This window comes from Streptomyces sp. NBC_01116 (genome assembly GCF_041435495.1).
Classification (GTDB): Bacteria; Actinomycetota; Actinomycetes; order Streptomycetales; family Streptomycetaceae; genus Streptomyces.
The window spans coordinates 2,045,544-2,064,252 of the sequence record NZ_CP108644.1 but is presented as its reverse complement, the minus strand read 5'-3'; the positions used below and the strand labels follow the sequence as shown (position 1 = coordinate 2,064,252).

The following is an 18,709-nucleotide window of genomic DNA, read 5'->3' as shown; positions in this document are numbered from 1 at the left end:
GCTCGTGCCCGGCCGGGTTCCCGGCGGCTCATGATGCCGTCGGGAGAGCGCGTCAGCGGTGAAGCGCGGCCGTTCGGTACTGTCGGCGACGATGGACAAGACCTTGATCGTGACCAACGACTTCCCGCCCCGCCCCGGTGGCATCCAGGCGTTCCTGCACAACATGGCGCTGCGCCTGGATCCCGACCGGGTCGTCGTCTACGCCTCCACCTGGAAGCGCGGCGAGGAGGGCGCGGCGGCCACCGCCGCCTTCGACGCCGAACAGCCCTTCCCCGTGGTCCGCGACCGGACGACGATGCTGCTGCCGACCCCGCGCGTCACCCGCCGGGCCGCCGGTCTGCTGCGTGAACACGGCTGCACCTCCGTCTGGTTCGGCGCCGCCGCCCCGCTCGGCCTGATGGCCCCGGCGCTGCGCCGCGCGGGCGCCCGGCGGCTCGTCGCCACCACCCACGGCCATGAGGCGGGCTGGGCGCAACTGCCCGCCTCCCGACAACTGCTGCGCCGGATCGGCGAGGGCACGGACACGATCACCTATCTCGGTGAGTACACCCGCTCCCGGATCGCCGGGGCCCTCACTCCCGAGGCCGCCGGGCGCATGGTCCAACTGCCGCCCGGCGTCGACGAGAAGACCTTCCACCCGGCGTCCGGCGGGGACCGGGTCCGGGCCCGCCTCGGGCTCTCCGACCGCCCCGTGGTCGTCTGCGTCTCCCGCCTGGTGCCGCGCAAGGGCCAGGACACGCTGATCCTGGCCATGCCCGCGATCCTCGCGCGGATCCCGGACGCGGTGCTGCTGATCGTCGGCGGCGGACCGTACGCCGAGGAACTGGAGCGGCTCGCGGCCCGGACCGGGGTGCAGGACTCGGTGCGCTTCACCGGTCCGGTGCCGTGGGCCGAGCTGCCCGCGCACTACGGCGCCGGGGACGTCTTCGCGATGCCCTGCCGCACCCGTCGCGGCGGCCTCGACGTGGAGGGACTCGGGATCGTCTACCTGGAGGCGTCCGCGACCGGGCTGCCCGTGGTGGCCGGCGACTCGGGCGGCGCCCCGGACGCGGTGCTCGACGGCGAGACCGGATGGGTGGTGCGCGGTGGCAGCGCCGAGGAGGCGGCGGACCGGATCGTGACGCTGCTCGGGGACCCGGAGCTGCGGCAGCGGATGGGGGAGCGCGGCCGGGCCTGGGTCGAGGAGAAGTGGCGCTGGGACCTGCTGGCGGAGAAGCTCAAGACCCTGCTGTGAACACGCCGTACGACCAAGGGGCCCGCGCCTGATCACCAGGCGCGGGCCCCTCCGTACGCGTCACACCGCTCAGGTGCGGTAGATCGACTCCACCTCGTCCGCGAAGTCCTTCGCCACCACGTTCCGCTTCAGCTTCAGCGACGGTGTGATGTGGCCCGCCTCCTCGGTGAACTGGGCGGGCAGGATACGGAACCTGCGCACCGACTCGGCCTTGGAGACCGCCGCGTTGCCGTCGTCCACCGCCCGCTGCACCTCGGCCAGCAGCTCCGCGTCCTCGCGCAGCGACAGGGCCGTCGAGCCGGCCGGCTTGCCGTGCTCCTCGGCCCAGCGGCCCAGGAACTCCTCGTCCAGCGTGACCAGCGCGCCGACGAACGGACGGCCGTCGCCGACCACCATGCACTCCGCGACCAGGGCGTGCGCGCGGATGCGGTCCTCGATCACCGCGGGGGCGACGTTCTTGCCGCCCGCCGTCACGATGATCTCCTTCTTGCGGCCGGTGATCGCGAGGTAGCCGTCCTCGTCGAGCGTGCCGATGTCCCCGGTGTGGAACCAGCCGTCGGCCAGCGCCTCGGCCGAGGCCGACTCGTTCTTCCAGTAACCGGTGAACAGGTGCTCGCCGTGCAGCAGCACCTCGCCGTCGTCCGCGATCCGCACGACCGAACCGGGCAGCGGCTGGCCGACCGTGCCGATCTTCTGCCGGTCCCACGGGTTGAACGCGGTCGCCGCGCAGGTCTCGGTCAGGCCGTAGCCCTCCAGGACCGTGAAGCCGATGCCCCGGTAGAAGTGGCCGAGCCGCTCGCCCAGCGGAGCGCCGCCGGAGATCGCGAACTCGCCCCGGCCGCCGAGCACCGCGCGCAGTTTCCCGAAGACCAGCTTGTCGAAGAGCTTGTGCTTGAGCCTCAGCCCCAGCGAAGGGCCGCCCGGGGTGCTCAGAGCGCGGCTGTAGGCGATCGCCGTGTCGGCGGCCCGGTCGAAGATCTTGCCCTTGCCGTCCGCCTGCGCCTTGGCGCGGGCCGCGTTGTAGACCTTCTCGAAGACGCGGGGCACGCCCAGGATCAGCGTCGGCCGGAACGAGGCCAGCTCGTCGGTGAGGTTCTTGATGTCCGGCACACAGCCGAGCTTGATCGGGGCCATCACCGAGGCCACCTCGACCAGCCGGCCGAAGACGTGCGCGGCGGGCAGGAACAGCAGCACCGAGCACTCGCCCGTACGGAAGAGGGGCTTCAGCCGCTCCACCACGTTGCCGCACTCCGCGAAGAAGCTGCGGTGGGTGAGCACACAGCCCTTGGGGCGGCCGGTGGTGCCCGAGGTGTAGACGATCGTCGCCGGGTCGTCCGCCTTGGCGCTGTGCGTCCGCAGCTCCATGGTCTCGTCCGAGACCTCGGCCCCCGCCTCGCCCAGCGCCTCCACCGCGCCCGCGTCGATCTGCCAGACGTGCGCGAGATCCGGCAGCGCGTCCCGTACGGAGGCCACGGACGCGGCGTGCGCCTCGCTCTCCACGAGCACCGCCACCGCCCCGGAGTCGCCGAGGATCCACTGCACCTGCTCGGCGGAGCTGGTCTCGTACACCGGCACGGTCACCGCGCCCGCGCTCCAGATCGCGAAGTCCAGCAGCACCCACTCGAAACGGGTGCGCGACATCAGGGCGATCCGGTCACCGGGCTGCACGCCCGAGGCGATCAGGCCCTTGGCGGCGGCTCTCACCTCGGCCAGGAACTGCGTGGCGCTGACGTCCGTCCAGACGCCGGCCACCTTGCGGCTCATCACCGCGACGTCGGGATGCTGAGCGGCATTGCGGCGGATGAGATCCGTCAGGTTGCCGTCCGTCGGGACCTCGTACAGGGCCGGAAGGCTGAACTCGCGCAAGACTGCTGCTCCTCATCGGGCTCCGGTGCCACGGCTCTGTGTGACGCACCGGCTGCGGTCCAAGATTGGCGGGTGCTCAGTGGGGTGAGCACGACTGGACTGCCCGGACGTTACCCACCGGTACTCGATTCCGGATAGGGGGTTCCGGCCAGATGTCTTATGCATCACACATATAAATGGCCCTTTCGCGCACAGTAGTCCACTGCCGTCCCGACGTGGAAGTAACCGCAGGTCCGGACGGTCTACCAGCGACGGAGGCGGCACCCTAGGGTGATCCCATGCGAGGCAGCGAACCGGACAGCCGGGACCGGGCCGGGGAGACGACCCGGATCCACGTGGTCAGCGACGTGCACGGCAACACCGAGGCCCTGGCCCGCGCCGGGGACGGTGCCGACGCCCTGGTCTGCCTCGGTGACCTGGTGCTCTTCCTCGACTACGCCGACCACTCGCGCGGCATCTTCCCCGACCTGTTCGGCAAGGAGAACGCCGACCGCATCGTGGCCCTGCGCACCGCCCGCCGCTACGACGAGGCCCGCGCCTTCGGCCGCGAGCTGTGGGCGGGCCGCGACCGCAACACCGAGATCCTCGGCGCGGTCCGCAAGCAGTACGCCGAACTCTTCGCCGCCTTCCCCACTCCGACGTACGCCACCTACGGCAACGTCGACGTCCCCGACCTCTGGCCCGAGTACGCCCGCCCCGGCACGACCGTGCTCGACGGCGAACGCGTCGAGATCGGCGGCCGGGTCTTCGGCTTCGTCGGCGGCGGCCTGAAGACCCCGATGAACACCCCGTACGAGATCAGCGACGAGGAGTACGCCGCCAAGGTCGAGGCGCTCGGCCCGGTCGACGTCCTCTGCTCGCACATCCCGCCCGAGGTCCCCGAGCTGACGTACGACACCGTCGCCCGCCGCTTCGAACGCGGCAGCCGCGCCCTGCTGGAGGCGATCCGCGCCACCCGCCCCCGGTACGCGCTTTTCGGCCATGTTCACCAGCCGTTGGTCCGCCGGATGCGCATCGGGACCACCGAGTGCGTCAACGTCGGCCACTTCGCCTCGACCGGAACGCCCTGGGCGCTGAGCTGGTGACCGCGGGCGGCCGGGGCGTGGACCGGAGCGCCCCGGGCACGCGATAGCCTGCACAGCGGCAGGCTCCTGCCGAACGCGACCGGAAACACCGCACTGGAGGGCCACGGCGATGGCTGAACACACCAGCTCGAGCATCACGATCGAGGCGGCACCGGCCGACGTCATGGGCGTGATCGCCGACTTCGCCCGCTACCCGGAATGGACCGGCGAGGTCAAGGAGGCCGAGGTCCTCTCCACCGACGACCGGGGCCGCGCCGAGCAGGTCCGCCTCGTCCTGGACGCCGGAGCGATCAAGGACGACCACGTCCTCTCCTACACCTGGACCGGCGAGAGAGAGGTCAGCTGGAGCCTCGTCAAGTCCCAGATGCTGCGCTCCCTGGACGGCACCTACGCCCTCACCCCGCTCGGCGGCGGCGAGCGCACCGAGGTCACCTACAAGCTCGCCGTCGACGTCAAGATCCCGCTGCTCGGCATGATCAAGCGCAAGGCCGAGAAGGTCATCATCGACCGCGCCCTCGCCGGTCTGAAGAAGCGCGTCGAGTCCGCACCGGGGAACTGAGGGCCGTGCGCACGGTCCTGGTCACCGGCCTGGGAGGCGCGGGCCGCAGCACCGTCGCCGCGGCCACCGCACTGGCCTCGGCCGCGAGCGGCAGCCGTACCCTGCTGGTCTCCGCCGAGGCCGTACCCGGCTTCCCGGCCGCCCCGGAGCCGACCCGGGCCGCGGACGGCCTCGACCACGCCCGCATCGACTCCGGCGAGCACTTCCGCGCCGAACTCACCGAACTCCAGAAGCGCGCCTCCGGCGTCCTGGACCTGCTCGGCGCGGGCCGGCTCGACGGCGAGGAGCTCACCGAACTCCCCGGCTCCCCGCAGCTCGCCCTGCTGCACACCCTGCGCCGGGCCGCCGGGGGCGACTGGTCCGGCTACGACACCCTCGTCGTCGACCTCCCGCCGCTCACCGAGGCCCTGGCCCTCCTCGCGCTGCCCGAACAACTGCGCCGCTACCTGCGCCGGCTGCTCCCCGCCGAACGTCAGGCCGCCCGCGCCCTGCGCCCGGTCCTCGCCCAGCTCGCCGGGGTCCCGATGCCCGCGCAGTGGCTGTACGAGGCCGCCGCCCGCAAGGACGCCGAGCTGGCCGCCGTCCAGGCCCTGGTCGAGGACCGGGCCACCACGCTCCGCCTCGTCGCGGAGCCCGGCCCCGCCGCCGAGGACGCCCTGCGCGCCGCCCGCACCGGCCTCGCCCTGCACGGACTGCGCGCCGACCTCCTGGTCGCCGCCCGCGTGCTGCCCCGGCACTCGCCCGACCCCTGGTTCGCCGCGCTCGCCGCCCAGCAGGAGAAGTGCCTGGACCACTGGCGCCAGGACATGGCCCCGGACCTCCCCGTGCACGAGGCCGCCCACCTGGGCCGCGACCCGCAGGGCCCGGCCGACCTGGCCGCGCTGGAGATACCCGCCCCCGACGACCGGACGCCCGGCCCGGCCGGCGACCCCTGGTGGACCGAGGAGGACCCGGACGCCGGGGACGGGACCCTCACCCTCACCTGGTGCCTGCCCCTGCCCGGGGCCGCCAAGGAGGAGCTGCGCCTGGTCCGCCGGGGCGACGAACTGCTCCTGACCGTCGGCCCCTTCCACCGGATCGTGCGGATCGCCTCCGCGCTGCGCCGCTGCACCGTCTCCGGCGCGGCCCTGACCGACGGGGTGCTGCGGGTGCGGTTCACGCCGGATCCGGCCCTGTGGCCGCGCACCTCCTGAAGGGCCCGCGGCCATTCGGGTAACGTCGGTAGTACGTGAACCGCAGGCCGCCCGCGTCGCAGGAGTCCGCCATGAGTGAAGCCACCGATCGTCCCGTCGACGGCGACGCGTGGGCCGACGCCTGCGCCGAGGACCTCGCGGCCGAGAAGGCCCGCCGCCGCGCCCAGTACGGCCCCCAGCCCGGATCCGCCGCCGAGGAACTGCGCAAGCTGGTCGACGCGGTCGCCGACAAGGTCTCCTCGCTCCAGACGCCGCTGCTGGGCGCCGCCGCCCAGGGCGCGGTCCAGCAGGCCATCCGGCAGGCGAAGTCCGCCGTCGAACCGGTCATCGAACGCAACCCGCAGCTCTTCGACCACCTCGCCGCCGCGGGCAGCGAACTGCTGGCCGCCTACCGCTCCGCGGTCGAGGGCCAGGAGAGCCGCTGGACCCGCACCACCGAGGGCGCGTCGGGCGCCGCGCGCCCCGCGGACCCCTCCAAGAAGGCCGCCGACGACCCGTCCGACCCTCGCGACGAAGGCCCCTCCGGCACCGAACGCATCGACCTGGACTGACCGGACGACCGGCCGGTACCGGCCGCACACATCGGCCGGGACCCACCGTCCCCGGCCGGGCCGGGCCACGCCTCGGGTACGGTTGCCCCTAGCGGGGCTCGACCGAAACTGAGGGATTCATGGGACTCACCATCGGCGTCGATATCGGCGGCACGAAGATCGCGGCTGGAGTGGTCGACGAAGAGGGCCGGATCCTCTCGACGTTCAAGGTGGCGACCCCGCCGACGGCCGAAGGCATCGTCGACGCGATCTGCGCGGCGGTGGCCGGGGCGAGCGAGGGACACGAGGTGGAGGCCGTCGGCATCGGCGCCGCCGGCTACGTCGACGACAAGCGCGCCACCGTGCTCTTCGCACCGAACATCGACTGGCGTCACGAGCCGCTCAAGGACAAGGTCGAGCAGCGCGTCGGCCTGCCCGTCGTCGTCGAGAACGACGCCAACGCCGCGGCCTGGGGCGAGTATCGCTTCGGGGCCGGCCAGGGCCACGACGACGTCATCTGCATCACGCTCGGCACCGGCCTCGGCGGCGGCATCATCATCGGCAACAAGCTGCGCCGCGGACGCTTCGGCGTGGCCGCCGAGTTCGGCCACATCCGGGTCGTCCCGGACGGTCTCCTCTGCGGCTGCGGCAGCCAGGGCTGCTGGGAGCAGTACGCCTCCGGCCGCGCGCTCGTCCGGTACGCGAAGCAGCGCGCCAACGCCACCCCCGAGAACGCCGCCGTGCTGCTCGGTCTCGGCGACGGCTCGGTGGACGGCATCGAGGGCAAGCACATCAGCGAGGCCGCCCGCCAGGGCGACCCGGTGGCCGTCGACTCCTTCCGCGAGCTGGCCCGCTGGGCCGGCGCCGGACTGGCCGACCTCGCCTCGCTGTTCGACCCGTCCGCGTTCATCGTCGGCGGCGGGGTGTCGGACGAGGGCGAGCTCGTCCTCGACCCGATCCGCAAGTCGTTCCGGCGCTGGCTGATCGGCGGCGAATGGCGCCCGCACGCCCAGGTGCTGGCCGCCCAACTCGGCGGCAAGGCAGGGCTCGTGGGCGCGGCCGACCTGGCCCGCCAGGGCTAGGTCCTGTCGTCGAACCGCCGTCGTCGCCCGGAGGGCGGCCCTGCGGGGTCAGGCGGCAGTTCGGCGACAGGGCCTGGGGAGTCGCCCGGACACCCCCAGCACCCCTTCCGTACGACGCACGCACGCCCGCCGCCGCCCTCCGGGGCGGCGGCGGGCGTCCGTCGTATCGTGGCTCGCATGGCCCTGACGCCCCTGCCCGTCTCCCGTTCCGAGCCGGACGGTTCAGCCGTCATCAGAGTGCTGAGCTACAACGTCCGGTCGATGCACGACGACACCGCCGCGCTGGCCCGCGTCATCCGCGCCTGCGCGCCCGACCTGGTCCTCGTCCAGGAGGCCCCGCGCTTCTTCCACTGGCGCAAGGCCGCGGCCAGGCTCGCGAAGAGCAGCGGCCTGGTGGTGCTGAGCGGCGGGGCCACCGCCGCCGGACCCCTGCTGCTGTGCTCGCTCCGGGTGACCGTCGAGCGCACCGAGGACGTCCTGCTGCCGCTCACCCCCGGCCTGCACCGCAGGGGCTTCGCCACCGCCGTGGTGCGGATCGCCGGGACCAGGCTCGGGGTGCTGAGCTGCCATCTCAGCCTTCAGCACGACGAGCGCCTCGCCCAGGCGGACCTGCTGCTGGAACGGCTGGCCGCGATGGGCGTGGAGCACGCCGTGGCGGGCGGCGACCTCAACGACGTACCGGCCGGGAAGGCGTTCCGGCACCTGGCCGGGCCCCTCCAGGACTGCCGGGACGTCGCTCCCTGGGGCGGCGAGCTGACCTTCCCGCCCGACGAACCCCGCAAGCGCATCGACGCCGTCTTCGCGACCCCGGGCATCGAGGTGCTCGGCTGCGGAGTGCCGACCGGGCTGGACGGCGTGAGCGAGGACGACCTGAGGGCGGCCACGGACCATCTGCCGGTCCTGGCCGCCCTCAGGGTGCCTGTCGCCTGACGATCACACGACCGCGCCGCGCCCCGGGTCGCCGTAGGTGTCGTCATCGTCGTCGTGCGGCATCCGGGCCACCAGGGTGGCGAAGCCGCCGAGGAAGCCGCCGACGCAGAGCGTGGTCAGCCACCACGTCATTTCCCACCGGAGCAGCACCGCGAGGAGCATCAGGACCGGTCCGCCGATCACCGCGAGCCAGGCGAACTTCGCCGTGACGTCGGCCTCCGGCAGCGGCGGCGGCTCCGGGGGCACGAAATGGCCCTCGTCCCCGTCGTCCGGCTCGCCGACGCCGTCGTCCTTGGACCCGGGCAGCTCGTAGTCGCGGGGACCGGCGACACCGGGCGCGAAGACCACGGAGCTGCCGAGCGGCTTCTTCTCCGGCGGCTTCGGGGGCGTCTTGCCGGACCCCTTGTCCGCCGGATCACCGGCGGAGCCGTCCTTCGGCCCCACCACATTGCGCTGATCGTCCTCCAGGAGCGCCAGGTCGTCGACGGACTTGAACGGCTTGGCGCCCGGCGGGTCCGGCGGCTCCTCCCCGTACCCCTCGACGATCGCGGCCCACGCCGCCTCCTCGTCGATCGCCCGCTCCTGCTCCGCTCCCTCCGCCCCCGCCGGCTTCGTCCCCTCGGGGACGGCCGCGGGCTCCGTGGGGCGCGGTTCGCGCTCCTCGTCGCTGCCTGTGCGTTCCGCGTCGTGCTCAGCCACCGGACGTGCTCCCCTTCATCCCGACGCTCGGTGCGAGACGGCCGATGAACCGGTAGCTCTCATCGAAGATCCGCTCCGCATCATGGTCCAACGTCGCCACGTGGTAGCTCTGTTCCAACAGGATCTCCGAGACGTCCGTGGAGGAGATCCGGCTCAGGATCCGCGCGCTGTCCGCGGGCGGCACGACATGGTCCTGCGGGCTGTGCAGCAGGACCACCGGCTGGGTCACCTGGGGCAGCTCGCCGTCGACCAGCCGGAAGAACTGCCGCACCGAGTGCGCGGCGTGCAGCGGCACCTTGTCGTAGCCGACCTCGTGCGAACCCGGGAGCGCGATGTCGTCGGCCAGGCCCTTGGTCGTCCGCACCAGATGACGTGCCACCGGCAGCGCGTACGCGGAGAGGCCGTGCACCTTGTTGGCCGGGTTGACCAGCACCAGGCCGCTGATCGCGTTCCCGTGCTTGGCCGCGAGCCGCAGGCTCAGCGCGCCGCCCATGGACAGACCGAAGACGAAGACCCGCTCGCACTTCTCCCGGAGGACCCGCAGCTCCCGGTCCACCTCCGCGTACCAGTCCTGCCAGCCGGTGACCGCCATGTCCTCCCAGCGGGTGCCGTGGCCCGGCAGCAGCGGCAGCGAGACCGTCAGCCCGCGCTCGGCGAGATGGTCCGCCCAGGGGCGCAGCGACTGCGGCGATCCGGTGAAGCCATGACAGAGGAGGACGCCGACCTCTCCGCCCTCGTGGCGGAACGGCTCGGCTCCGGGGAGGACCGGCACCAGGGTCTCCTGTTCGTGGGACGGGGTGGGCGGGCACCTGGGGGAGTGCTTGACGGATGACTTCACCGTACGCGACCGGACCGACACCGACCAGGGCCGTCACGCCCCCCGGGGCCGCCCCGCACGGCCCGTCCGGGCAGCCGGTCCTCCCATGCCGGGCACCGGCCGCGACGACCTCACAGGTTAAGGTCTCAACGACAGCACACAGGAGGCACAAGAGTTGATCTACGGCGCAATGAAGTTCTCCATCGGCGGGTCCCTGAAGCTCGCCTTCCGGCCGTGGGTGGAGGGCCTGGAGAACATCCCCGAGCGCGGTCCGGCGATCCTCGCGAGCAACCACCTGTCGTTCTCCGACTCGTTCTTCCTCCCGGCCGTGCTGGACCGCAAGGTCACGTTCATCGCCAAGGCCGAGTACTTCACCGCCCCCGGGGTCAAGGGCAAGCTCACCGCCGCCTTCTTCAAGGGAGTCGGCCAGCTCCCCGTCGACCGCTCCGGAGCCCGCGGCGCGGGCGAGGCGGCGATCAGGGCGGGCATCCAGGTCGTCGAGAGCGGCGGCCTCTTCGGCATCTACCCCGAGGGCACCCGCTCGCCCGACGGCCGCCTCTACCGGGGCAAGCCCGGCGGTCTGGCCCGGGTCGCGCTGGCCACCGGAGCGCCCGTGATCCCGGTCGCCATGATCGACACCGAGAAGATCCAGCCGCCCGGCCAGGTGATGCCCAAGCTGATGCGCCCCGGCATCCGGATCGGCAAGCCGCTGGACTTCAGCCGCTACCAGGGCATGGACGGCGACCGCTTCATCCTGCGCTCGGTGACCGACGAGGTCATGTACGAGATCATGAAGCTCTCCGGCCAGGAGTACGTGGACGTCTACGCCACCGCCGCCAAGCGCCGGCTCGCCGACGAGGCGAAGGCCCGGGCGGAGGAGGCGAAGGCCAGGGTCGAGGCGGCCAAGCGCGCCCAGAAGCAGGCCGCCGCGAGCGACGAGAACGGAACGGAACGGTCCGGCGCGTAACCGCGTCGTTCACCGTCCGGGGGGTGGGGGGCCATGGCCAAGCGTGAGCGGGTCGTACGGATGTCGGTCGAGCTGCCGCTCTGGCGCGCGCTGACGGGCTACCGCGTCCTGACGATGATCTACGCGGTGCTGCTCGCGATCTTCGGGAAGGACAACGCCGGCCAGCAGAGGTTCGAGCGCCCCTGGGTGGCCGTCGCGTATCTGGCGTTCCTCTGCGTCTGGACGCTCGCCACCCTCCCCAAGGTCCGCTCGGCGGCGAACTGCACCAAACGCTTCCTCGTCGCGGACCTGGTCGTCGCGCTGACCGGCATCCTGCTCACCCCGCTCGCCGACTTCGACTCCCAGTCGTTCGACGGCCCGACGCTGCCGTCGATCTGGACGGCCGGATCGGTCCTCGCCTTCGCGATCAAGGGCGGCTGGCGGTGGGCGGCCTTCGCCTCCACCTTCGTCGCCGTCGCCAACATCATCCAGCGCGGCGAGCCCAGCCGGGACACCTACCACAACGTCCTGCTGGTCTGGGTCGCCTCCATCGCCATCGGGTACGTCGTCGAGGTCGCCCGCGCCAGTGAACGCACCCTGGCCCGCGCCCTGGAGATCGAGGCCACCACCCGCGAGCGCGAACGCCTCGCCCGCGACATCCACGACAGCGTGCTCCAGGTCCTCGCCATGGTCCAGCGCCGGGGCACCGCCCTCGGCGGCGAGGCGGCCGAGCTGGGCCGGATGGCCGGGGAGCAGGAGGTCGCCCTGCGCACCCTGGTCTCCAGCGGCCTGGTCCCACCGACCCGGGTCTCCGAGGACGCCGCCGAGGGGGCCGTGGTCCGCACGGTCGACGTGGACGACGACGAAGGCCCCGGCGACGGGGCCGCCTGCGACCTGCGCACCCTGCTCGCCCCGCACGCCGGGTCCCGCACGAGCTTCGCGGAGCCGGGCGCCCCGGTGCTGCTCCCCGCCGAGTCGGCCCGGGAGCTGGCCGCCGCCGTCAGCGCCGCGCTGGACAACGTGGCCGTGCACGCCGGTCCGGACGCCCAGGCGTGGATCCTGGTCGAGGACGAGCCGGACGAGGTGATCGTCACCGTCCGGGACGACGGCCCCGGCATCCCGGAGGGGCGGCTCGCCCAGGCGGAGGGGGAGGGGCGGCTCGGGGTCGCGCTGTCCATCCGGGGCCGGCTGCGCGACCTGGGCGGCACGGCAGAGCTGATCTCGGTGCCCGGACAGGGCTGCGAGGTCGAGTTGAAGGTTCCGAAAGCACCGAAGGTTTCCCGGGGGAAGGCAGGATCGGCCCGATGAGCACACAGAACGCAGCAAACGCAGCACACGCGGCAAACACGGCACAGGGCGAGCAGGGGGCCGCGGACCGGCCCATCAGGGTCATGGTCGTCGACGACCACCCCATGTGGCGCGACGCGGTCGCCCGCGATCTGGCCGAGTCCGGCTTCGACGTCGTCGCGACCGCCGGGGACGGCCCGCAGGCGGTCCGCCGGGCCAAGGCCGTGAGCCCGGACGTCCTCGTCCTCGACCTGAACCTCCCCGGCATGCCCGGCGTCCAGGTCTGCAAGGAGCTCGTCGGCTCCCACCCGGGCCTGCGGGTCCTGGTCCTCTCCGCGAGCGGCGAGCACGCGGACGTCCTGGAGGCGGTGAAGTCCGGGGCCACCGGCTATCTCCTGAAGTCCGCCTCCACCCAGGAGCTGACGGACGCCGTCCGCTCCACCGCGGCGGGCGACCCCGTCTTCACCCCGGGCCTGGCGGGCCTGGTCCTCGGCGAGTACCGCCGGCTCGCCTCCGACCCCGCGCCCGTGGCGTCGAACGAGCCCAAGGCCCCGCAGCTCACCGACCGGGAGACCGAGGTGCTGCGGCTGGTCGCCAAGGGACTCTCGTACAAGCAGATCGCCGAACGCCTGGTCATCTCGCACCGCACCGTGCAGAACCACGTGCAGAACACCCTCGGCAAGCTCCAGCTGCACAACCGCGTGGAGCTCGTGCGGTACGCCATCGAGCGCGGCCTCGACGACGTCTGACCGGCGGGTCCGGGGGCGGAGCCGTATATTCGCGTTGTCCGGCCCCAGTTCGCGACGTTCGTCCCCGCCCGCGGAAACAGATCGGGAGTAGCCGTGGAAATCCTGGCCTTCGGTGTGCAGTCCGACGAGAAGCCCCTGATCGAGAAGGCCTTCGAAGGGCTGCACGACGTCCGCTGCCTGGACGTCTTCCTGAACCGGGACACCGCCCCCATCGCGGCCGGCTACGAGATCGTCTCCACCAGCGTCAACGCCGACCTCGGCTCCCAGGTGCTCCAGACGCTCGCCGCCGGCGGCACCCAGATGATCGCCCAGCGCTCCACCGGCTTCAACAACATCGACCTGGAGGTCGCCGAGCGCCTCGCCCTGCGCGTCGCCCGGGTCTCCTACTACTCCCCGTACTCGGTCGCCGAATTCGCCTGGACGCTCGCCATGGCCGTCAACCGGCGCATCATCCGCGCCGCGAGCCGCACCCGGGACTTCGACTTCCGCCTGGACGGGCTGCTCGGCCGGGACATGCGCGGCCGGACCGTCGGGGTGCTCGGCACCGGGAAGATCGGCGAGGCGTTCACCCGGATCGCCCACGGCTTCGGCATGAAGCTGCTCGGCTGGGACGTGGCCCAGAACCCGGCCTGCGTCGAGCTGGGCATGGAGTACGTCGACAAGGAGCGGCTGTTCGCCGAGGCCGACCTGATCAGCCTGCATGTGCCGCTCCTGCCCAGCACCCAGCACATCATCGACGAGGCCGCCCTCAAGGCGATGAAGGACGACGCGATCCTCGTCAACTCCAGCCGCGGCGGCCTCATCGACACCGCCGCCCTGGTCACCGAGTTGCGCGCGGGCCGCTTCCTCGGCGTCGGACTCGACGTGTACGAGGCGGAGGCCGGGCTGTTCTTCCTCGACAAGTCCCTGGAGGGCATCGACGACGACACCCTCGCCCGGCTGGTGACCTTCCCCAATGTCGTCGTCACCTCCCACCAGGCGTACTACACCGAGGACGCGGTGGGCCAGATCATCGACGCGACCGTCAAGAACGTCACCGACTACCTGGCCCGCCGCACCAGCGAGAACGTCCTCGTGCCGAGGACGTGAAGCCGCCTCTCAGAGGCTGTCGGGCGGACTCGGGGCGGACAGCCTCTCAGCTCGGCACCACCGGCAGCCCCGCCAGCAGCTCCGTCACGATCACCGAGCCCCGCACCGTCAGCACCGACTCCGGGTGGAACTGCACCGAGGCGAAACCGGGACCGCGCAGCGCGTGCAGCTCGCCGCTCTCCTCGTCGCGGCTCACCTCGATCCCGTGCGCGGCCAGCTCGACGGCGGCCGGACCGTCGCACCGCCCGGTGAAGCTGTTGTAGAAGCCCACCGTCTCCGGCCGGCCGAACAGCTCGATCCGGGTCTGCGCCCCCTGGTACGGCACGGCCTTGCGCACGATCTCCAGACCCAGCTCCGCCGCGATCAGCTCGTGCCCGAGGCAGACCCCCAGCAGCCCGTGCCGGTGGTCCCGCACCAGCTCCGCGGTGATCTCCCGCAGCAGCCGCATCTTCGGGTCGGTGAGATCGCCCGGATCGCCCGGACCCGGGCCCAGCACCACCGGCCCGTCATGCGCCCGGACCACCTCGCGCAGCCCCGGCTCGTCGTAGCGGCGCACCGAGACGTCCAGACCGGACGACCGCAGCAGATGGGCCAGCATCGCGGTGAACGTGTCCTCGCCGTCCACCACCAGCGCGTGCCCCGAAAGATCCCGGGTGCGCTCCTGCATCCGCAGCCAGAACGGCGCGAGTCCTCCGCGCCGGTCGTCCAGCGCCGCCTGCACCCGCGGGTCGGACGCCAGCCGCGGGCGGTCCGCCTCCGCCCCCGGCCGGCCCGGCCGCACCCCCAGCGCGGCCAGCACCCCGGCCGCCTTGGCATGCGTCTCGGCGACCTCGCTCGCCGGGTCCGAGTGGCGGACGAGGGTGGCCCCGACGGGGACCTCCAGCGAACCGTCCGGGGCGATGTCGGCCGTACGGATCAGGATCGGCGAGTCCAGCGTCTGCGCCCCGCTCGCGTCCCGGCCCAGCAGGGCCAGCGCGCCCGCGTAGTAGCCGCGGCCCCCGGACTCGTACCGCTCGATGACCCGGCAGGCGTTCTGCACCGGGGAGCCGGTGACGGTCGCCGCGAACATCGTCTCGCGCAGCACGTCCCGCACGTCCAGCGAGGACTTCCCGCGCAGCTCGTACTCGGTGTGCGCGAGGTGGGCCATCTCCTTGAGCCGGGGGCCGACCACCACCCCGCCCATGTCGCCGACGGTGCACATCATCTTCAGCTCCTCGTCGACCACCATGGACAGCTCCTCGCTCTCCTTGCGGTCCCCGAGGAAGGCCAGCAGGCTTTCCGCGGTGGGCCCCTCGGCCGGGTAACGGTAGGTCCCGCTGATCGGGTTCATCACGACCGTCCCGCCGGACATCCGCACATGCACCTCCGGGCTCGCCCCCACCAGCGTCCTGGCTCCGGTGTGGACGACGAACGTCCAGTACGCGCCCCGCTCGCCCGCCAGCAGCCGCCGGAACAGCGCCAGCGCGTCCGCCCGCCCGAACCCGGGGATCCCGCCCCGGAACGTCCGCCGGATCACGAAGTTCGCGCCCTCGCCCCGCCCGATCTCGTCCCGGATCACCCGCCGCACGATGTCCGCGTACTCCCCGTCCTCCACGTCGAAGCCGCGGTCCTCCACCGTCACGTCATGGGCGGGCAGCGCCGCCAGCACCTCCGCGAGCTCCAGCTCGTGCGTCTCCTCGGCGACCAGCACGCTCAGCGGGGTGCCGTCGTCGCGCACGTCGAATCCGCGCTCGGCGATCTGCCGGAACGGCACCAGGGCCAGCGCGGGCGCCGCGCCCACCGGCAGGTCGGCCAGCCGGTCCACCTCCCGCACCCCGCCGATCAGCAGTTCGACGTGATCGTGGTCACGGCCGGGCGTGCGCCGGCGCAGCAGGGCGAACGGCGGGGCGTCCTCGGCCAGCAGGCGGCGGATGAGACCGGAGGCGGAGCGGGATGAGGTCTGCGACATGGGAGCGGGTTCCTTCCGGGCGGTCCGTACGGGCATCCGTACGGGTTCACAGGGGGGAGGAACGGCTCCGCAACGCAGAAAGGCCGCCCCTCGGGCGGCCTTCGCGAAGTGTCAGCGCGATGAATCAGCGGGCCGCCGGATGAGCGGTCCACCACCAGTTCTGGATCGAGGTCTCGATCAGTCGCGTCGACATGCCCCGACCCTAGCGGAACGGTCCGGCCATCGGAGCGGGTGTCTCATCTGTTGAGCGCACGGCTGGACGCTCCTTCCGACCCCGTAATGTTGTGCTCGTGACCGTGAACGCCAATACCTCCGTCGCCGGTGGCAACACCTGGCGAGACCTTCCCGCGGCGCAGCAGCCCGAGTACCCCGACTCCGAGGCCCTGCGCGATGTACTCGCGGACCTCGCGTCGTATCCGCCGCTCGTCTTCGCCGGCGAGTGCGACCAGCTGCGCGCCCGCATGGGAGCCGTCGCCAAGGGCGAGGCGTTCCTGCTGCAGGGCGGCGACTGCGCCGAGGCCTTCGACGCCGTGTCCGCCGACCACATCCGGGCCAAGCTGAAGACGCTGCTCCAGATGAGCGCCGTCCTGACCTACGCGGCCTCCGTGCCCGTGGTGAAGGTCGGCCGCATCGCGGGCCAGTACTCCAAGCCGCGCTCCAAGTCGACCGAGACCCGCGACGGCGTGACCCTGCCGACCTACCGCGGCGACTCGGTGAACGGCTTCGCCTTCACCGAGGAGGCCCGGATCCCGGACCCCGCCCGGCTGAAGCAGATGTACCACGCGTCCTCCTCCACGCTGAACCTGGTGCGCGCCTTCACCACCGGCGGCTACGCCGACCTGCGCCAGGTCCACGCCTGGAACCAGGACTTCGTGAAGTCGTCCCCCTCCGGTCAGCGCTACGAGGCGCTGGCCCGCGAGATCGACAACGCGCTGAACTTCATGAAGGCGTGCGGCACCGACCCGGCCGAGTTCAAGGCGGTCGAGTTCTACGCCTCGCACGAGGCGCTGCTGCTGGACTACGAGTCGGCGCTGACCCGTACGGACTCGCGCACCGGCGAGCTGTACGACACCTCCGCGCACATGGTGTGGATCGGTGAGCGCACCCGCCAGATGGACGGCGCGCACATCGAGTTCGCCGCCCGGATCCGCAACCCGATCGGCATCAAGCTCGGCCCGACGACCACCGTCGACGAGGCGCTCGGCTACATCGACCGCCTCGACCCCGAGCGCGAGCCGGGCCGGCTGACCTTCGTCGTCCGGATGGGCGCCGACAAGGTCCGCGACAAGCTCCCCGAGCTGGTCGAGAAGGTCACCGCCTCGGGCGCGACCGTCGCCTGGGTGACCGACCCGATGCACGGCAACACCTTCGAGGCCGCCTCCGGCCACAAGACGCGCCGCTTCGACGACGTCCTGGACGAGGTCAAGGGCTTCTTCGAGGTCCACAAGAGCCTCGGCACCCACCCGGGCGGCATCCACGTGGAGCTGACCGGCGACGACGTCACCGAGTGCGTGGGCGGCGGCCACGAGATCTTCGTGGACGACCTGCACCAGCGCTACGAGACGGCCTGCGACCCCCGGCTCAACCGCAGCCAGTCCCTCGACCTGGCCTTCCTCGTCGCCGAGATGTACCGCGACCAGTAGCGGTTCCCGCTGGACGCGGCTGTGGGGCACGGATCCATGTGATCCGTGCCCCACAGGCGTATCCGGGCTTTTGCGCCGGTTGAGCGACGGGTAAGGTTAGGTTAGCCTCACCGTGGAAATCGGGGCGGCACCCGTGACCGACCCGCAGGGAGGTGAACCGCATGTACGTCTGCTCCTGCTTCGGCATCACGGAAGCGCAGGTCAAGAAGCATGCGGACGCCGGAGCCTGCACCCCCCGGCAGATCGCGTCGGCCTGCAAGGCCGGGACGGACTGCGGTGGATGTGTGCGCCGCATCCAGGCACTGCTGGGCCGGGGCGACTGCGCCCGCCGCGAGCTGCTCGACCAGCGGCAGGAACCCGCCGCCGTGAGCGCGTTCGGGGACGTGCACCTCCCGGAAGCCGCCTGACGGCCCGCTCTCCGGCCCTCAGCTCTCCGGCTGCTCGATCAGCTGGGCGATGTAGAGCGGCTCACCGAGCTTCTCGACCAGCTCCAGCTGGGTGTCGAGATAGTCGATGTGGTGCTCCTCGTCCGCCAGGATCGACTCGAAGATGTTCGCGGACGTGATGTCGCCCTTGCCGCGCATCACCTCGATACCGCGCTTGAGGCGGTCGATCGCCTCCACCTCGACCTGGCGGTCCGCCTGGAACATCTCGGTGACCGTCTGGCCCACCCGCACATGGAAGAGCCGCTGGTAGTTCGGCAGCCCTTCGAGGAACAGGATCCGGTCGGTGAGGATCTCGGCGTGCTTCATCTCGTCGAAGGACTCGGCCCGGGTGTATTTGGCGAGCTTCGTCCACCCGAAGTTGTCCTGCATCTTGGCGTGCAGGAAGTACTGGTTGATGGCAGTCAATTCGGCGGTCAGCTGCTCATTGAGAAACTCAAGGACCTCGGGGTCGCCCTGCATGGCAAAGGCTCCTTCCAACCGGTGATCGATTCTGCGAGTTGGCGAGATCCTCGCACCGCGCCCGGCGGCCGTCCAGTAAGTGCACGCTTAGTACGAGTTGCCCGGATGGGGTACTCCCTGGTCATGACCACCCCTGCCTGTCTGTCA

The 18,709-nt window shown here is 72.0% G+C and carries 19 protein-coding genes; 13 read left to right on the top strand and 6 right to left on the bottom strand.

Annotation, left to right across the window (positions count from 1 at the left end; all coding sequences use genetic code 11):
• The first annotated feature begins 91 nt into the window (after window positions 1-91).
• Window positions 92-1,234, top strand: a complete 1,143-nt coding sequence (locus tag OG245_RS09000) for a glycosyltransferase family 4 protein (protein WP_371622996.1) — start codon at window positions 92-94, stop codon at window positions 1,232-1,234.
• 69 nt (window positions 1,235-1,303) lie between these two features.
• Here OG245_RS09000 and OG245_RS08995 read toward each other — a convergent pair whose 3' ends face one another.
• Window positions 1,304-3,100: a long-chain fatty acid--CoA ligase gene (locus OG245_RS08995; RefSeq protein WP_371622995.1), complete on the bottom strand. Its 1,797-nt coding sequence runs from the start codon at window positions 3,098-3,100 to the stop codon at window positions 1,304-1,306.
• 278 nt (window positions 3,101-3,378) lie between these two features.
• Here OG245_RS08995 and OG245_RS08990 point away from each other — a divergent pair, with 278 nt between their 5' ends.
• From OG245_RS08990 to OG245_RS08965, 6 genes are all read left to right on the top strand, one after another.
• A complete protein-coding gene (locus OG245_RS08990) occupies window positions 3,379-4,185 on the top strand; it encodes a metallophosphoesterase (protein WP_371622994.1) in 807 nt (268 codons plus the stop codon).
• Between the two features lie 109 nt (window positions 4,186-4,294).
• Window positions 4,295-4,744 carry an SRPBCC family protein gene (locus OG245_RS08985; RefSeq protein ID WP_371622993.1) on the top strand — a complete coding sequence of 150 codons (450 nt, stop codon included), beginning with the start codon at window positions 4,295-4,297 and terminating at the stop codon, window positions 4,742-4,744.
• Window positions 4,745-4,749: 5 nt separating this feature from the next.
• Entirely contained in the window at window positions 4,750-5,937 is a 1,188-nt protein-coding gene (locus tag OG245_RS08980; protein WP_371622992.1) for an ArsA-related P-loop ATPase, read from the top strand.
• Window positions 5,938-6,008: 71 nt separating this feature from the next.
• Window positions 6,009-6,488, top strand: coding sequence for a DUF5304 domain-containing protein (locus OG245_RS08975; RefSeq protein ID WP_018957441.1), 480 nt, complete (start codon window positions 6,009-6,011; stop codon window positions 6,486-6,488).
• A 119-nt stretch (window positions 6,489-6,607) separates the two neighbouring features.
• Window positions 6,608-7,549, top strand: a complete 942-nt coding sequence (locus OG245_RS08970) for an ROK family glucokinase (protein WP_371622991.1) — start codon at window positions 6,608-6,610, stop codon at window positions 7,547-7,549.
• Between the two features lie 177 nt (window positions 7,550-7,726).
• A complete protein-coding gene (locus tag OG245_RS08965) occupies window positions 7,727-8,479 on the top strand; it encodes an endonuclease/exonuclease/phosphatase family protein (RefSeq protein WP_371622990.1) in 753 nt (250 codons plus the stop codon).
• Window positions 8,480-8,482: 3 nt separating this feature from the next.
• On the opposite strand, the gene OG245_RS08960 is transcribed toward OG245_RS08965, so the two are convergent.
• Both OG245_RS08960 and OG245_RS08955 read right to left on the bottom strand, forming a co-directional pair.
• Window positions 8,483-9,178, bottom strand: a complete 696-nt coding sequence (locus tag OG245_RS08960) for a hypothetical protein (protein ID WP_371622989.1) — start codon at window positions 9,176-9,178, stop codon at window positions 8,483-8,485.
• Window positions 9,171-9,950, bottom strand: a complete 780-nt coding sequence (locus OG245_RS08955; RefSeq protein ID WP_371622988.1) for an alpha/beta hydrolase — start codon at window positions 9,948-9,950, stop codon at window positions 9,171-9,173. Before OG245_RS08955 ends, OG245_RS08960 begins: the two co-directional genes overlap by 8 nt.
• 220 nt (window positions 9,951-10,170) lie before the next feature.
• Here OG245_RS08955 and OG245_RS08950 point away from each other — a divergent pair, with 220 nt between their 5' ends.
• From OG245_RS08950 to OG245_RS08935, 4 genes are all read left to right on the top strand, one after another.
• Window positions 10,171-10,962, top strand: coding sequence for a lysophospholipid acyltransferase family protein (locus OG245_RS08950; RefSeq protein ID WP_371622987.1), 792 nt, complete (start codon window positions 10,171-10,173; stop codon window positions 10,960-10,962).
• Between the two features lie 33 nt (window positions 10,963-10,995).
• Window positions 10,996-12,249, top strand: a complete 1,254-nt coding sequence (gene macS, locus OG245_RS08945; RefSeq protein ID WP_371622986.1) for a MacS family sensor histidine kinase — start codon at window positions 10,996-10,998, stop codon at window positions 12,247-12,249.
• A gap of 83 nt (window positions 12,250-12,332) precedes the next feature.
• Window positions 12,333-12,977, top strand: coding sequence for a response regulator (locus OG245_RS08940; protein WP_371627843.1), 645 nt, complete (start codon window positions 12,333-12,335; stop codon window positions 12,975-12,977).
• Window positions 12,978-13,070: 93 nt separating this feature from the next.
• Complete coding sequence (locus tag OG245_RS08935; RefSeq protein ID WP_371622985.1) at window positions 13,071-14,066, top strand: 2-hydroxyacid dehydrogenase; 996 nt, start codon at window positions 13,071-13,073, stop codon at window positions 14,064-14,066.
• Between the two features lie 46 nt (window positions 14,067-14,112).
• Here OG245_RS08935 and OG245_RS08930 read toward each other — a convergent pair whose 3' ends face one another.
• Together OG245_RS08930 and OG245_RS08925 are read right to left on the bottom strand one after the other, a co-directional pair.
• Complete coding sequence (locus OG245_RS08930; RefSeq protein WP_371622984.1) at window positions 14,113-16,014, bottom strand: anthranilate synthase family protein; 1,902 nt, start codon at window positions 16,012-16,014, stop codon at window positions 14,113-14,115.
• A 124-nt stretch (window positions 16,015-16,138) separates the two neighbouring features.
• A complete protein-coding gene (locus OG245_RS08925; RefSeq protein ID WP_215104550.1) occupies window positions 16,139-16,207 on the bottom strand; it encodes a trp operon leader peptide in 69 nt (22 codons plus the stop codon).
• A 103-nt stretch (window positions 16,208-16,310) separates the two neighbouring features.
• Between OG245_RS08925 and OG245_RS08920 the strand changes: the two genes are divergently transcribed.
• A complete protein-coding gene (locus tag OG245_RS08920; protein WP_371622983.1) occupies window positions 16,311-17,657 on the top strand; it encodes a class II 3-deoxy-7-phosphoheptulonate synthase in 1,347 nt (448 codons plus the stop codon).
• Window positions 17,658-17,818: 161 nt separating this feature from the next.
• On the top strand, window positions 17,819-18,064 hold the full coding sequence (locus tag OG245_RS08915; RefSeq protein ID WP_371622982.1) for a bacterioferritin-associated ferredoxin: 246 nt from the start codon (window positions 17,819-17,821) through the stop codon (window positions 18,062-18,064).
• Between the two features lie 18 nt (window positions 18,065-18,082).
• Here OG245_RS08915 and bfr read toward each other — a convergent pair whose 3' ends face one another.
• On the bottom strand, window positions 18,083-18,562 hold the full coding sequence (bfr, locus tag OG245_RS08910) for a bacterioferritin (RefSeq protein WP_215104479.1): 480 nt from the start codon (window positions 18,560-18,562) through the stop codon (window positions 18,083-18,085).
• Between the last annotated feature and the right edge of the window lie 147 nt (window positions 18,563-18,709).

Bases quoted from the DNA above. Each gene is read 5' to 3' on its own strand.
- OG245_RS09000 (WP_371622996.1), top strand. From the start codon at position 92: ATGGACAAGACCTTGATCGTGACCAACGACTTCCCGCCCCGCCCCGGT.
- OG245_RS08990 (WP_371622994.1), top strand. From the start codon at position 3,379: ATGCGAGGCAGCGAACCGGACAGCCGGGACCGGGCCGGGGAGACGACC.
- OG245_RS08985 (WP_371622993.1), top strand. From the start codon at position 4,295: ATGGCTGAACACACCAGCTCGAGCATCACGATCGAGGCGGCACCGGCC.
- OG245_RS08975 (WP_018957441.1), top strand. From the start codon at position 6,009: ATGAGTGAAGCCACCGATCGTCCCGTCGACGGCGACGCGTGGGCCGAC.
- OG245_RS08970 (WP_371622991.1), top strand. From the start codon at position 6,608: ATGGGACTCACCATCGGCGTCGATATCGGCGGCACGAAGATCGCGGCT.
- OG245_RS08965 (WP_371622990.1), top strand. From the start codon at position 7,727: ATGGCCCTGACGCCCCTGCCCGTCTCCCGTTCCGAGCCGGACGGTTCA.
- macS (WP_371622986.1), top strand. From the start codon at position 10,996: ATGGCCAAGCGTGAGCGGGTCGTACGGATGTCGGTCGAGCTGCCGCTC.
- OG245_RS08940 (WP_371627843.1), top strand. From the start codon at position 12,333: ATGGTCGTCGACGACCACCCCATGTGGCGCGACGCGGTCGCCCGCGAT.
- OG245_RS08930 (WP_371622984.1), bottom strand. From the start codon at position 16,014: ATGTCGCAGACCTCATCCCGCTCCGCCTCCGGTCTCATCCGCCGCCTG.
- OG245_RS08915 (WP_371622982.1), top strand. From the start codon at position 17,819: ATGTACGTCTGCTCCTGCTTCGGCATCACGGAAGCGCAGGTCAAGAAG.
- bfr (WP_215104479.1), bottom strand. From the start codon at position 18,562: ATGCAGGGCGACCCCGAGGTCCTTGAGTTTCTCAATGAGCAGCTGACC.